General features: G+C 74.4%; 13 protein-coding genes. 5 read left to right on the plus strand and 8 right to left on the minus strand.

Going from position 1 to position 13,759, the window contains the following annotated elements; all coding sequences use genetic code 11:
- Positions 1 to 195 precede the first annotated feature (195 nt).
- Entirely contained in the window at positions 196 to 558 is a 363-nt protein-coding gene (locus tag AVW11_RS28095; protein ID WP_076046394.1) for a hypothetical protein, read from the plus strand.
- 3 nt (positions 559 to 561) lie between these two features.
- Here the strand turns inward: AVW11_RS28095 and AVW11_RS28100 are convergent, their stop codons facing one another.
- Entirely contained in the window at positions 562 to 1,341 is a 780-nt protein-coding gene (locus AVW11_RS28100) for a carbon-nitrogen family hydrolase (protein ID WP_030839074.1), read from the minus strand.
- Between the two features lie 163 nt (positions 1,342 to 1,504).
- Here AVW11_RS28100 and AVW11_RS28105 point away from each other — a divergent pair, with 163 nt between their 5' ends.
- A complete protein-coding gene (locus tag AVW11_RS28105) occupies positions 1,505 to 2,335 on the plus strand; it encodes a maleylpyruvate isomerase family mycothiol-dependent enzyme (RefSeq protein ID WP_030839077.1) in 831 nt (276 codons plus the stop codon).
- A 67-nt stretch (positions 2,336 to 2,402) separates the two neighbouring features.
- On the opposite strand, the gene AVW11_RS28110 is transcribed toward AVW11_RS28105, so the two are convergent.
- Both AVW11_RS28110 and AVW11_RS28115 read right to left on the minus strand, forming a co-directional pair.
- Complete coding sequence (locus AVW11_RS28110) at positions 2,403 to 3,863, minus strand: MFS transporter (protein WP_079250827.1); 1,461 nt, start codon at positions 3,861 to 3,863, stop codon at positions 2,403 to 2,405.
- Entirely contained in the window at positions 3,860 to 4,510 is a 651-nt protein-coding gene (locus AVW11_RS28115; RefSeq protein ID WP_076046403.1) for a GntR family transcriptional regulator, read from the minus strand. Before AVW11_RS28115 ends, AVW11_RS28110 begins: the two co-directional genes overlap by 4 nt.
- Before the next feature lie 217 nt (positions 4,511 to 4,727).
- Here AVW11_RS28115 and AVW11_RS28120 point away from each other — a divergent pair, with 217 nt between their 5' ends.
- Entirely contained in the window at positions 4,728 to 5,927 is a 1,200-nt protein-coding gene (locus tag AVW11_RS28120; protein ID WP_076046395.1) for a DUF418 domain-containing protein, read from the plus strand.
- Here the strand turns inward: AVW11_RS28120 and AVW11_RS28125 are convergent.
- Together AVW11_RS28125 and AVW11_RS28130 are read right to left on the minus strand one after the other, a co-directional pair.
- Positions 5,899 to 6,222: a hypothetical protein gene (locus AVW11_RS28125; protein ID WP_060177121.1), complete on the minus strand. Its 324-nt coding sequence runs from the start codon at positions 6,220 to 6,222 to the stop codon at positions 5,899 to 5,901. The two genes, AVW11_RS28120 and AVW11_RS28125, sit on opposite strands and share 29 nt — an antisense overlap.
- 15 nt (positions 6,223 to 6,237) lie before the next feature.
- On the minus strand, positions 6,238 to 8,115 hold the full coding sequence (locus AVW11_RS28130) for a C1 family peptidase (protein WP_240528284.1): 1,878 nt from the start codon (positions 8,113 to 8,115) through the stop codon (positions 6,238 to 6,240).
- Between the two features lie 235 nt (positions 8,116 to 8,350).
- Between AVW11_RS28130 and AVW11_RS28135 the strand changes: the two genes are divergently transcribed.
- Positions 8,351 to 9,556 (plus strand): DUF1266 domain-containing protein, encoded by a 1,206-nt coding sequence (locus AVW11_RS28135; RefSeq protein WP_030839095.1) that lies wholly within the window; start codon positions 8,351 to 8,353, stop codon positions 9,554 to 9,556.
- A 74-nt stretch (positions 9,557 to 9,630) separates the two neighbouring features.
- Positions 9,631 to 10,047 (plus strand): PPOX class F420-dependent oxidoreductase, encoded by a 417-nt coding sequence (locus AVW11_RS28140; RefSeq protein ID WP_060177124.1) that lies wholly within the window; start codon positions 9,631 to 9,633, stop codon positions 10,045 to 10,047.
- A gap of 166 nt (positions 10,048 to 10,213) precedes the next feature.
- On the opposite strand, the gene AVW11_RS28145 is transcribed toward AVW11_RS28140, so the two are convergent.
- The 3 genes from AVW11_RS28145 to AVW11_RS28155 all read right to left on the minus strand — a co-directional run bounded on the left by AVW11_RS28145 (position 10,214) and on the right by AVW11_RS28155 (position 13,746).
- Entirely contained in the window at positions 10,214 to 10,984 is a 771-nt protein-coding gene (locus tag AVW11_RS28145; RefSeq protein ID WP_076046397.1) for a hypothetical protein, read from the minus strand.
- Positions 10,985 to 11,075: 91 nt separating this feature from the next.
- A complete protein-coding gene (locus AVW11_RS28150; RefSeq protein WP_079250829.1) occupies positions 11,076 to 12,011 on the minus strand; it encodes a GNAT family N-acetyltransferase in 936 nt (311 codons plus the stop codon).
- Positions 12,012 to 12,324: 313 nt separating this feature from the next.
- Positions 12,325 to 13,746 carry a dihydrolipoamide acetyltransferase family protein gene (locus AVW11_RS28155; RefSeq protein ID WP_076046398.1) on the minus strand — a complete coding sequence of 474 codons (1,422 nt, stop codon included), beginning with the start codon at positions 13,744 to 13,746 and terminating at the stop codon, positions 12,325 to 12,327.
- Positions 13,747 to 13,759 lie beyond the last annotated feature (13 nt).

The raw sequence follows: 13,759 nt of genomic DNA on the forward strand, positions 1-13,759 counted from the left end.
CCCGAGCCGGCCCGGGGCCCGGACCCGAGCCGGCCCGGGGCCCGACGGGGGCGGCTGGGCCGGGGGGCGCGGGCGGAGTTGAGTACGTGGTTCGCGGGCGGCTGAGCATCCGTGCTCATGCCGTGGCGGCGACCCGGCGGCGAGGATCGGCTGTGTCCCCGGAGGGACCCCTCGGCACCACGGAAGGAACCCACGGTGAACCCCAGCACCTACGCCGCCCTGTACGGTCCGTGGCAGCCCGCCAGGCCCGTCCGCAAGGAGCGGCCCGCCGTCGTCGCGCTCGCGGTCCTGCTGTGGGCGGTCACCGCCCTCTCGGTCTCCTGGGTGGGCGGCCTCGCCTGCGTGGCACTGCTCTGGACCGCCGCGGCCGGGCACCCCTCCGGCGGCCTGTTCCTGCTGCTGCTCCTGTTCCCGGCGGGGGCCGCCGCGCTCGTCGCCCTGGCCCGCACGTCCCGCTTCCGCGAGATGGCCGCGGCTACGCGGATGCTGCTCCTCGGCGCGCTGGCCTGCCCCGTTCCCGCCGTTCTCGCGCTCGGGCCGTGGTTCCTCGCCAGCTGACCGTCAGCGGCCCAGGCGGCGGTCCTTGAGCGCCGGGAACTGCCTGCGGGTGTCGGCGACCTTGGCCGGGTCCAGCTCCACCGTGAGGACCTCCTCGCCGGTGCCGGCCTCCGCCAGGACCTCCCCCCACGGGTCCACGACCAGGCTGTGGCCCGCCTGTTCCACTCCCGCGTGGGTGCCGGCCAGCCCGCACGCCAGGACGTACGACTGGTCCTCCACGGCGCGCGCCCGGTTCAGCAGCGTCCAGTGGGCGCGGCGGCGCGCGGGCCAGCCCGCGGCGACGACCATCGCCGTCGCCCCGGCGTCGACCAGGCCGCGGAACAGCTCCGGGAAGCGCAGGTCGTAGCAGGTGGCGATGCCGAGGGTCTGCTCCGGCAGCTCCACCGTGGTCAGGGACTCGCCGGCGGACATGAGGACCGCCTCGCCCTGGTCGAAGCCGAAGCGGTGGATCTTGCGGTAGGTGGCGGCGAGCTCGCCGGCCGGGGAGAGGACCAGCGTCGTGTTGTAGAGGGAGCCGTCGCCTGCGCGCTCCACGACCGAGCCCGCGTGCAGCCAGACCCCCGCGTCGCGTGCCGCCTCGGCCATGACCTCGTAGGTCGGCCCGTCCAGCGGCTCGGCCTCGGTCTCGAACTGCTCGTACGCGAAGGCGCCGACCGTCCACAGCTCGGGCAGCACGACGAGATCGGACTCGTCCTGTTCCCGTACGAGATCGGCCACGCGGGCACGTCGGGAAGACACCGACTCGCCCTCGTTCACTGCGATTTGGATCAGCGAGGCGCGCACACTACCACCGTCCTGGCGTTCAAGCCGTCAACTCGGGGTCATGAATCGTCACACGAAAGCACTGCCGGGGTGCTCACAGGCAGCGTAGTTTTGGAAACTGAGTCCACTGCTTCCGAAACGCGCCACTGAACGACGCCACTGAACAGCACCGCGAGGGGTCCCGTTGACCGTCCATCCGCATCCCAGTCTTCAGCCCTATGCCGACGCGTGGACGCACTCGATCGAGGCGATATCCGAGCTGGTCCTCCCCCTGGCGGAGGGCGAGTGGAACCGGGCGACGCCGTGCCCCGGCTGGTCGGTCCGCGACGTCGTCTCCCACATCATCGGCATCGAGTGCGAGCAGCTCGGGGACCCCCGGCCGATCCACACCGTGGCGCGGGACCTGCGGCACGTGGTGGACGAGTTCAGCCGGTACATGGAGGTGCAGGTCGACGTGCGGCGCCACCACACCGCGCCGGAGATGACCTCGGAGCTGGAGTACACCGTCATCCGCCGGGCGCGGCAGCTGCGCAACGAGAAGCGGGATCCGGACACGATGGTGCGCGGTCCGCTGGGCGACCAGGTCACCCTGGAACAGGCGCTGCGGCTGCGGGCGTTCGACGTGTGGATCCACGAGCAGGACCTGCGGTGGGCGCTGGGGGCGCCGGGGAACTGGGACTCGCCGGGCGCGTACGTGGCGCGGGACCTCCTGCTGGCCGGGCTGCCGAAGGTGGTGGCGAAGCGTGCGGGAGCGCCGGCGAACTCGGCGGTGGTGATCGACGTGCACGGTCAGCTGGAGTTCATGCGGACGGTACGGGTGGACGCGGACGGCCGGGGCACGGTGGACAAGTCCCCCTCGCTCGGCCCGGCGGTGACGCTGACCCTGGACTGGGAGACCTACGTCCGGCTCGCGGCGGGCCGGGTACGGGCGCACACGGTGGCCGACCGGGTGAAGGTGGAGGGCGACGCGCAGCTGGCGGAGGCCATCCTGACGCAGTTCTCCGTGACCCCGTAGGCGGTCTGTCCGGGCGGGAGCGTCCAGGCGGTCCGCAGCGGCACGGCCCGGGCGGCCGGGCGGCGGCCTACGGCGTCTCGCGCCCTGCTGTTTCCGGCAGGGGCCACGCGGTGGGCCGCGGCTGCGGTTCCGCCTGCGGCCCGCCCGCCTGCCCGGACGCCTGCCCGGCCTGCGGCCCGCCCGCGTGCCCGGCCTGCGGCCCGCGTGCCTGCGCGGGGACGGTGCCGCGGCCGCGGGCCGCTTCGCGGGACAGTGCGCGCCGGCGCAGGCTCAGGATCCGGCTGACACCGAGCGCTTCGAGGATGAAGACCGTCGAGAAGGCGACGCGGTAGTCGTCGCCCGTGGCGTCCAGCAGGACGCCCACCGCCAGCAGGGTGGTCATCGAGGCGATGAAGCCGCCCATGTTGGTGATCCCGGAGGCGGTGCCCTGGCGCTCGGCCGGGTTGGCCGGGCGGGCGAAGTCGAAGCCGATCATCGACGCCGGGCCGCAGCCGCCCAGTACCAGGCACAGGGTGGTCAGCAGCCACATCGGCGCGTGCCCGCCCGGGTACGCCAGGACCGCCCCCCACAGCAGCGCCGTCAGGCCCACCGTCCCCAGGGCGAGCGGTATCCGCGAGGACTGGCGGCGGCCGATGATCTGGCCGTAGACCAGTCCGAGCGCCATGTTCGAGGCGACGACCAGCGTCAGCAGCCCGCCCGCGGTGCTCCGCGTCAGCCCCTGCGCCTCGATCAGGAAGGGCATGCCCCACAGCAGCAGGAACACCATCGCGGGGAACTGCGTGGTGAAGTGCACCCACAGGCCGAGCCGGGTGCCCGGTTCGCTCCAGGACTCCTTGATCTGGCGGCGCACGAAGCCCGCGCCGCCGGTGCGCGCCGCCGGCGCCGGCCCGTGCCCCGCCGGGTGGTCGCGCAGGAACAGCACCAGCGGCACCAGGACCACCAGCCCGGCCGCCGCACTGCCGGCGAAGGCCGCGGTCCAGCCGATGCCGTGCAGCACGGGCCCGAGCACGAGCGTGGAGACGAGGTTGCCCGCCATGCCGACCAGCCCGGCCAGCTGCGCCATCAGCGGCCCGCGCCGGGCCGGGAACCAGCGGGTGCCGAGCCGCAGCACCGAGATGAAGGTCATCGCGTCGCCGCAGCCCAGCAGCGCCCGGGCGGCGAGGGCCGTCTCGTAGGAGGGGGCGAGGGCGAAGCCGAGCTGCCCCGCGGTGAAGAGGACCGCGCCCAGCGTCAGCACCTTCTTGGTGCCGAGCCGGTCCACCATCAGGCCGACGGGGATCTGCATGCCCGCGTAGACGAGGAGTTGGAGCAGGGAGAAGACGGACAGGGCCGAGGCGCCCACGTGGAAGCGATCCGCCGCTTCCAGACCGGCCACGCCCAGGCTGGTACGGAAGATCACCGCCACGAAGTAGACGGCGACGCCGATGCCCCAGACGGCGACGGCCCGCCCGCCGCCCGGCGGGTCCTCGGGCCCGGCGCCCCCGGCCGCCGCGGCCGCCGGGGGCGGGCTCGTCCGGCCGGCGCTCACCGGCCCGGCCCCCGCACCAGCGACTCGACCCGGCCGATGTGACCGCGCACGGCAGCGGCGGCCGCCCCGGCGTCCCCGGCCCGCAGCGCGTCCAGGATCCCGGCGTGCTCGGCCAGTGTCCGCTCCACCCGGTCGGGGTGGGCGTGCAGCAGAGCCACACCCATCCGAAGCTGCCGGTCGCGGAGTTGGTCGTAGAGCCGGCACAGGATCTGGTTCCCGGCGCTGCGCACGATCTCGGCGTGGAAGCCCCGGTCCGCCGCCGTCATCGCGGCGAGGTCGCCCGCCGCGGCGTGCCGGCGCTGTTCGCCGAGCAGCTCCTCCAGCCGGTCCAGCAGGCCGGCCGGTGCCGGCACGGCCCTGCGTACGGTGAACTCCTCGACCAGCAGGCGGGTTTCGAGGACATCGTTGATCTCCTGCGCGGAGACCGGCAGGACCAGCGCGCCCTTCTTCGGATACAGCTTGAGCAGTCCCTCGGTCTCCAGGCGCAGCAGCGCCTCGCGGACCGGGGTCCGCGACACCCCGACCGCCTCGGCGAGTTCACCCTCGGTCAGGAGGGTGCCGCCCTCGTAGCGGCGGTCGAGCACACCGTGCTTGACGTGCCGGTAGACGCGTTCGGCGGCGGTCGCGGTACGGGTGGCGGCAGGCATGCGCACAGCTTAGATACAACAGGGGTGCAAGCCGTGGCCGCGTCCGGGATGTGGACCCGCTGCGGGCTGTGGCCCCGCTGCGGGACATCCGCCCGCGGCAGGAGACGGGCCCCGGGGCTTCTCCGACCCCGACCGCCCCCGCCTGCACCGAAGGATGTACCGCGCGCTCGTCCACCCGCAGGACGTACCCGGCCCCCCGCGCCGGGAGCCTGGAGTCATGGCCGACACCCTCGCCCCGGTGGTCCGCACGACCACCCGGCTCCCCCTGCTGGACGTGCTGCGCGGCGCCGCCATCCTCGGCACGCTCATGACCAACGTCTGGATCTTCGCCTCCCCCGGCTCGGAGTGGGGCGTGCTCCAGGGCGGTCTGGGGGCGCCCGACCCGATCGCGGACCCCTCGGCGGCGAACATCGCCGAAGCCGTCTTCCGCTTCCTCGCGGACGGCAAGTTCCTCGCCCTGCTCACGGTGCTGTTCGGGGTCGGGCTGGCCATCCAGTTCGACTCCACCGCCCGCCGCGGCGAACGGTGGCCCGGCCGCTATCCCAAGCGCGCCGCCTTCCTCTTCGTCGAGGGCACCGTCCACTTCGTCCTCGTCTTCGCCTGGGACGTCCTGATGGGGTACGCCGTGACCGCCCTGCTCGTCGCCTGGCTGCTGGCCCGCTCGGAGAAGGTCCGGCGCGTGGCCATGTGGACGGCCGGCGGTGTGCACCTGGTGCTGGTCGCGCTGGTGACCCTCGCCGCGACGAGCGCCTCGGACACCTCGCCGCAGCGACCGGACGGGCCCGGCCCGGCCGCCGTCGAGCTGTACGCGCACGGCGGCTACGCGGCCCAGGTCGCCTTCCGCCTGGAGAACGCCGTGGCGCTGCGCATCGAGCCCGTCTTCTCCTTCGGTCTGCTGGTCCTCCTCTTCCTCCTCGGGGTGCGGCTGCACCGCGCGGGCGCCTTCACCGCCACCGCCGAAGGCCGCCGCATCCGCACCCGGCTGGCCGCCTGGGGCCTGGGCCTCGGGCTGCCGCTGAACGCCGCGGCCACCCTCGGCGGCGAGGACTTCTTCGCCCTGGGCCGCTACGGAGCGGCGCCGCTGCTCGCCCTCGGCTACATCGGCCTGATCGGCATCGCCCTGGACCGGCTGTGGGTGCCCGCACCCGTGACCCGCGCCCTCGGCTCCGTCGGCCGCACCGCCCTGTCCTGCTACGTCGCCCAGAACCTGCTCTGCATGCTGCTCTGCTACGGCATCGGGCTCGGCCTGGCCGACCGGCTCGGCGGCAGCGGCCCCTGGTGGGTGATGGGCCTGTGGGCGGGCGTGGCCCTGGTCCTGGCCGCCGGGTCGTGGCTGTGGCTGCGCCGCTTCGACCGCGGCCCCCTGGAGGCCCTGCAGCATGCCGTGCTCAGCCCGCGCCGCCGCTCCCCGGCGTGACCTCCACGTCCAGCACGAACTCGTCGTACGGGGCCTCGTCCGGGTAGGGCGGCCGGACCTGTGCGAAACGGATCCTGGCCCGGCCCCCGCCCGGGGGCCGGGCCCCGACGACGTAGCTCAGCTCCACCGCCGCACCGGGCGCCGCACCGCCCGCGAGGACCGGCCCCGGCGCCACCGACACCACGTCCGCGTCGCCCGTGACCTGCCAGGTCCACACGTATCCGCGCGCCCCTCGCCCGGTGAGCCGCAGCTCGTAGCGCTCACCGGGGCCCAGCACGACCCTGCGTACCTCCACGCCCGCCCGGTCCTCTCAGACGGGGCCGATCACCGGCCCTTCGTGCCAGCCCGCGCCGTCGCGCCACCAGTGCTGGAGGCGGCGGTCGGTGCGCAGGACGACGACTTCCAGGTTGAACCCGAAGCTGCCCTGGAGCATCCCGGTGACCGAGGCGACGTCATGGCCGAAGACCGCGCTGCGCCGCCAGGGCGAGCCGCCGGCGTTGCCGCGCCACCAGTGCTCCACCTGTCCGCCGGCCACGGCCACGCACAGTTCGTAGTTCCCGGCGGTGTCCTCGTCGGCGGCCCCGTACTGGCCCTCGATCAGGCAGGGCGCGGACGTGGCCGGCGTACCGCTGCCGAAGACCTCCCCGGCCCGCCAGGTGAAACCGTTCGGGTCGTCGCGCCACCACAGCTGCATGCGGCCGTCGGTTCGGGCGGCGACCAGGTCGAGGTGGCGGGCGCGGGTCTGGACCAGGGCGGGGCCGTAGTGGGCGATGCCGGAGGCGAAGCGGCCGCCGTCGTTCCAGGTCCAGGGGGCTCCGTTGATCCGCCACCAGTGGTTCAGGCGGCCGTCGGCGGTGCGGACGACCACCTCGAAGTTGCCGGGCTTGCCGTAGTCGCTCTGGATGAACGCCGGGGTGGAGCCGACGGCCGCGTCCCCCGGCCCGAAGAGGCCGCCGTCGCGCCACACCCCGGCGGACTGTTCGTAGTACCAGTGGCGCAGCCGGCCACCGGTGGTCACGTGCAGGGACTCCATGTTGCGGTTGTAGGTGGTCCCGGTGAAGGCCGGCTGGCCGGAGGCGTCGCTCGCGAAGGTGCCCGCGCGGGCCCAGGCGAAGGGGGCGTCGCCCTCGCGCCACCAGTGCTGGAGGCGGGCGCCCGTGGTCGTCGCGAGGAGCTCGAAGTTGCGGTGGGCGCGGCCGTTGCCGCTCTCGTAGACGTTGCCGGTGTGCAGGCGGCGCTTGGTCCACGGGTCGGGGTTGGTGCCGCGCAGCCCGCACTTGGCCCAGTGGTCGATGTTGACCTCGCCGTAGGCGATCCGGCCGTAGCCGCCGACGTGGTAGCCGGTGCCCCAGGAGTTCTTGAACAGCCAGCAGCCCGCCGCGTCGTCGTAGCCGACGACCAGGACGCAGTGGCCGCCCGCGAGACGGTCGCTCGTACGGTGGTAGACCCCGGAGCCGAGGCCGAAGAAGTCGTCGTAGACGTCGAAGCAGGCGGTCAGCGGGCCGACGGTGTCCAGCCACACTTTCTGCTGCTCGACGTCGCCGAGCCGGACGTAGTCGGTGATCCGGACGGTCCGGCCGGACCGGTCCCAGCTGGGCGTGTACTCGGCGCGCCACGCGTCCCGGCGGGCGGCCGGCAACCCGGCGGGCGGAGTGCTGTACGGCCAGCAGTCCGGGTCGGCGAGACCGCCGTTGGCCTTGATCCAGTCGAGGGCGGTCTCCGGGTTGCTGCCCTGCCCGCAGCTGAAGCGCAGGCCGTCGTGGACGTCCCCCTCGGAGCGCTCCGCCCACACGTCGTGCTCGATGCGGGCCATGGACTCCACCAGGCCGGCGGCGCCGAAGGCCCAGCAGGAGCCGCACGGGTTCTGGTCCTTGACCTTGGTGATCCAGGGCCAGCCCCAGCGGTTGCGCCAGTCGACGGCGGCCGGCCGCGCGCCGCGGACGGGCGCCCCCTCCGCGGCGCCGGCCAGCAGCCCGTGGGCGGCCCGGCGCCGGGTCAGGTGCGGGTTGCCGCTGGCGTGCCCGATGATCCTTCGCAGGTCGATCCGGCCCACGTCCTCGGCGGGCGTGAGGTTCGCCCCGGGCTCCAGACCCAGGGAGGGCCGCGGGACCGGCTCCTCGTCGGCGAGGTGCTCCAGGACCGACCAGCGCGCCCCCCGCGCGATCAGCTGCGCACGCAACTCCCCCACCGACTGAACAGACTCCTGCGGCATGGCGGCCCCCCGGCTGCAACCGTTCGGATCAGAGATCCGGGGAGCGTCCCTCCGCCGCCGGGGCCCGTCAAGGGGGTCCGCACGGTCGCGCGGTGGCATGAGGGGGCGTGCCGACGGGCCCGATCGGCCGCGCGTCAGTCGCTGCCGCCGCCCCCGAGGGCGGGCGGAATGCGGAGACTTGCCCGTGGAGGGGTCCGTATAAGGTCCCCGTATGGGCACCTGGATCGCGCCGAGCATCATCGAGCGAGAGCTGTACGAGGCCAAGAACGCGGGCGACTGGGCCGCGTACTTCGATGTGCTCGCACGCGCCCGGCTCTACCTGGTGCAGTCCCGCGTGCAGTCGGACGCCCACCCCGACTCGGTCTTCTTCCACCCCACCCCGGACCGCATGCTCGCCGTCCACACGGCCGGCATGCTGCCCGCGCCCACCCCCGAGACGGTCTTCGAGTCCCGGAGCCTGGGCTGGTTCTCCACGGTGTGGGCCGCCGACGACCCCGCCTTCCTCGCCGTGAACCCGGGCTCCCCGGCCGAGGCGTACCTCACCACCACCCCAGCGGACCTGGCCCGCTGGCGCGCGCACGCGGACGCCGCGCCCTGCTACGGGCTGCCCGAGCTCAAGGTCCACGCCCTCTTCACCGGCGGCCCCCTGCACGGCGACATCGCCCACGGCCTCGCCGTCGGCGGGCATCTCGCCGTCAGCAACGGCGAGTTCTGGAACGCGCTCGCCTACCACGGCGGCGGCTACCAGCACGAGCGCCGCCGCGTCGCCAAGAGCTGGGGCATCACCGACCGGGCCGACTGGCTCGCCACCCTGGAGCAGCTCCTGAGCACCACCGTGGTCAGCCCCGTGTGGGAGTTCGCGCTCCGCGTCCGCCGTGTCCTCGCCTCCGACTTCGCGGGGCCCGTGGACGTCGAGCACTGGCGGCACGCCGCCGAGGCGAGCCTGCGCCGCAACGCCGAACGCGCCGCCGAGCCGCAGCTCACCCCCGACGGGGTCACCGTCGCCCGGCCGCGCCCGTCCGCCGAGGTCGAGGGGGAGATAGCCGGCGTCAAGCGACTCATAGGCCGGATAGCCCGCTACGAACAGCGCTTCCGGGCGGACGGACTACTGCCCGAGGACGGCTGGGTCCGCTCCGTCGAGGCCTGGGACCTCGGCCGCGCCTCCCAGATGGCCCGCTGGGGCATCGGCTGCCGCTACGGCACCCTGCACGAGGGCGAAAAGGCCGTACTGCGCGCGGGGGAGGCGGCCCGCCGGACGTACCGCTCATGGGGGGAGTTCTCCGCCGGGTACGTCCTCGGCCGGTGCCTGCACTTCGACGAGGAGGAGTTCGGCACCTGGTACACGGGAGGCCTCGCCGCCCACGTCACGCTGACCACCGACCCGGCGAGCCCCTGGCTCAACATCCCCTGGGAGTGACCGACCTCGGGTAGTCGGCGGCCCGGCCGAAATCCGCCCGCGTACCGCACACCCGCGCAACTAGCCTCGGCTGCATGACTGTTGAGCTGAACGAAACCGTGCGCGGGCTGCTCGACGCGCCGCACCCCGCCGTCCTGTCGACCATCAACCCCGACGGGAGCCCGCAGAGTTCCGTGATCTGGGTGACCCGCGACGGCGGCGACCTGCTGATCTCCACCGAGCGGGGCCGCCGCAAGGAGCGCAACATCGTCCGCGACGGCCGGGTCGGACTGACCGTCTTCGACCTCGCCAACCCCTTCCTCTACGCCGAGATCCGCGGCACGGCCACCGTCACCGAGGACGTCGGCCGCGCGGTGGCCGTCCGCATCGCCGAGGAGTACATGGGCCCGGGTGCCGGCAAGGAGTACCTGGACGCCCCGGCCGAGGACGTCCGCGTGATCGTCCGCATCACCCCGACCAAGGTCCTCGGCAACGCCGCCCGCCAGGGCTGACACGGCCCCGGAGCAGCCCGCAGCCCCGGCCGCCGCGACGCGCGGGGACCGGGGCTCCGGGTGTGGCGCGGTGCCCGACGGGTGCGGTGCCCGACCGGCACGCCTGCGCACCCGGCCACGCCCGCCCGGCGCCGCAGGTCCCGGCCACCCGGCGGTCGGGCCCGGTCTACGGGAGCAGGGCCCTGGCCTGCACCCACGCATCGACCGCCGACCCGAGCGGATCGTGCTCCGGGAGGTGGGGCCGGAGCACCGCGAGCCACGGGATCAGGGACTTGATGCGGCGCAGGTGGCGGATGCGGTGGTGCGGGAGGTCCCGCCAGACCCGCCCCTGCGCCGCCGCCTGGGCCGGGGTCAGGTCGATCAGCGCGAGCAGATCCCGGCACAGCGCCGCCGGGTCGCCGCCGCCGTCCGGACCGGGCCCGAACTGCTCGATCAAGTAGCTGTGTACGCAGGCCAGTTCGGGCGCCCGGACCAGCTCCGGCGTGCCTTCGGCCGCCGCGCAGCGGTGGGTGGCGGCCAGCGCCACCCGGCCCCAGCGCAGCCGGATCCCGTCCGGCAGCCGTTCGTCGCGCATGCGCACCCCGGCCAGGACGCGCAGGGTCCGCGGGTGGGGCTCGTCCCGCAGCGGCGGACCGGTGGCCAGCCAGGCCTCCAGGTCCTCCAGCGAGTGCCCGTCGGGCGGCACCGAGGTCAGCACCTGCCCTCGGGAGAGCAGCGCGACGATGGCGCCGCTGAAATGGACCTTCGCGGTGTGCCCGGCGTCGAACGAGCCGACCGGCCGGCCGTGCCGCTCGATGTGGCGCAGGCCCATCCGCGACGCGCCGACGGCGTAGACCTGCCCGGCGCGGGCCACCCCGCCGATGCAGCGGACCACGCACACGCCACCGGTGACGTCGGCCTCCTCGACGGAGTAGACCTGCAGTTCGGCGATGGACATGCCCGGCCCCCTTCCCCGGGCGGCAGGTTACCTCCCGGGGAAGGGGGCCGGGCTCACAAGGAGCCCTCGGTCAGCGGCTGGTGGGTGGCGGTCACCGTGCCGGGGCTTCCAGCACGAGGCGGATCTCGGTGACCTCGTAGCCGGCCCGGTCGAAGGCCGCGGCCATCGGCAGGTTCACGGTGTCCGTGGTCGCGGTGATGCGCTCGGCGCCCTCGGCCGCGTGGAAGCGGGTGATCTCGGCGAGGATCTCGTCGATCAGGCCTTGGCCGCGCTGCTCCGGTACGACGCCCAGGTAGCCGACGTTGCGGTGGTACGGGGTCGCCGAGGGCACGGCCAGACCGGCGAGGCGGCCGTCGGGCAGGTGGGCCAGCCGCCACCAGGAGCGCTCGCCGGGGCAGTCGAGGTAGAAGTCGAAGTCCTCGCGGGCCAGCTGCTCGGCGTCCATCAGCTCCAGTTCGTGCTGTGTGGCCAGGTCGAGGCTGCCCCGGGAGAGCCGGACGAAGGCGTCCAGCATCTCCTCGTCGGTGCCCTCGCGGAAGACGAGCCGGCCGGTGGGCTCCGCCGTCCCGGCCGCCGGGGTCCACTCGTAGCGCAGGCGCTCGATCTCGCGGGTCAGGCCGGTCCGGTTCGCGGCCTCCTGCCGCCAGGCGACCGCCGCGGCCAGCTCGGGGTCGGCGCGCCAGCCGCGGGGCAGGGAGATGTTGTAGCCGGGCCGCCTGCCGAAGGCGGCATGACCGGCTGCCAGCAGCCCGGCGGCGACCGCGGCCGGGTCGGCGACCCCGGCCGCCACCTGGAGGCAGTCGAGCGCGATCGGCTGCTCGCTGTCGGCCCGGCCCCACCACAGGGCGCGCGCCAGGATCCTGCCGTCCGCGTCCTCGGCGGTCCAGATCCACTCGGGGCGGATCCGGTTCCCGGCGAGTTCCTCGCGGATCCTCCCGGCGGTCAGGGCGGGGACGGGGCCGTCGGCCGGGTGGGCGACGGCGCGGTCCAGGTCTGCGGGGCCGGCGGTGGCGGCGCGAAAGAGCATCCGCAGATGATCACACAGGGCGTATCCGCGGGCCACGGCATTACCTGGGGCGAGAGCCGGATGCCCCGACCCCGGCCGCCAGGCCCGCATCCTCCCGGCGAAGCGTCACGCGCGGGGTGCGCCGGGCACCGGGAGGTGCGGCCCGGGAGCAGGCCTTGCGCAGATCGGGAACCATCGGAAGGGCCCGGCACGTCCTGCCGCGGGTGTCCCGGACACCCCGACCACCGACCACCGACGGCCGACGGCCGACGGCCGACGGCCGACGGCCGGCCTCCTCGGGGGAGACCGGCCGTCGGTGTCGTGCTGGTGTCCGCTACGACCAGGTGACCAGCCGGCGCGGGTGTTCCAGGACCGCCGCGATGTCGGCGAGGAACTTGGAGCCGAGCTCGCCGTCGATGAGACGGTGGTCGAACGACAGCGCCAGCGTGGTGACCTGGCGGGGCTTGACCTTGCCCTTGTGGACCCACGGCTGGAGCTTGATCGCGCCGACCGCGAGGATCGCGGACTCGCCCGGGTTCAGGATCGGCGTACCGGTGTCGACGCCGAAGACGCCCACGTTGGTGATGGTGATCGTGCCGTTCTGCATGTCGGCCGGGGAGGTCTTGCCGTCGCGGGCCGTGGCGACCAGCGACGACAGGGACTCCGACAGCTCGCCCAGGGTCTTGGCGTGCGCGTCCTTGATGTTCGGGACGATCAGCCCGCGGGGGGTGGCCGCCGCGATGCCCAGGTTCACGTAGTGCTTGAGCACGATCTCCTGGGCCGCCTCGTCCCAGGACGCGTTGACGTCCGGGTTGCGGCGGATGGCCACCAGGACGGCCTTGGCGATCAGGAGCAGCGGGTTGATCCGCAAGCCCGCGAGGTCCGGGTCGTCCTTGAGCTCCTGGACCAGCTTCATCGTGCGGGTCACGTCGAGGGTGATGAACTCGGTGACGTGCGGCGCGGTGAAGGCGGAGCCGACCATGGCCTGGGCGGTGACCTTGCGGACGCCCTTGACCGGGATACGGGTCTCCCGCGCCGACGTGTCCGCCGGCACGGCGGCGGACACCGCGACGGCCTCGGCCGCCGGTGCCGGGGCGGCGGGGGCCGCAACCGCGGGACCGGCCTGCGGGGCGATCGCCGCGGCGGCCGCCGCGTGGACGTCCTCGCGGGTCACGACGCCGCCGTCACCGGTCGGTACCACCGAGGCCAGGTCGATGCCGAGGTCCTTGGCGAGCTTGCGGACCGGCGGCTTGGCCAGCGGACGCTCGCCCATCGGCTGCGCCGGGACCGCGGGCGCCGCGGGGGCCGGGGCGGCGGCCGGAGCCGCCACCGGGGCCGCGGTGCCGTTCTGCGCGGCCACGGCGGGCGCGGGCGCGGCCTTGCGGGGGCGGCGCTTGGTGGAGGACTCGGCGACGCCGTAGCCGACGAGCACGGGCTGGCGGGCCGCCGGGGCGGCCTCCTCGGCCTCGGCGGGGGCGGGGATCTCCTGGGCCGGGGCCTCGGCGGCCCCGCCGGAGCCGGTCTGCACCGAGATGATGACCTGGCCGACGTCGACCGTGGTGCCCTCCTCGAAGAGGAGCGCGTGCACGGTGCCGTCGAACGGGATCGGCAGCTCGACGGCGGCCTTGGCCGTCTCGACCTCGCAGACGACCTGGCCGTCGGTGACGGTGTCACCGGGCTGGACGTACCACTTGAGGATCTCGGCCTCGGTGAGGCCCTCGCCCACGTCGGGCATCTTGAATTCGCGGATGGTCATGGAACGTGGCTCC

Origin of the sequence: Streptomyces amritsarensis (genome assembly GCF_001953875.1) — a bacterium.
In the GTDB taxonomy this organism is placed as follows: domain Bacteria; phylum Actinomycetota; class Actinomycetes; order Streptomycetales; family Streptomycetaceae; genus Streptomyces; species Streptomyces amritsarensis.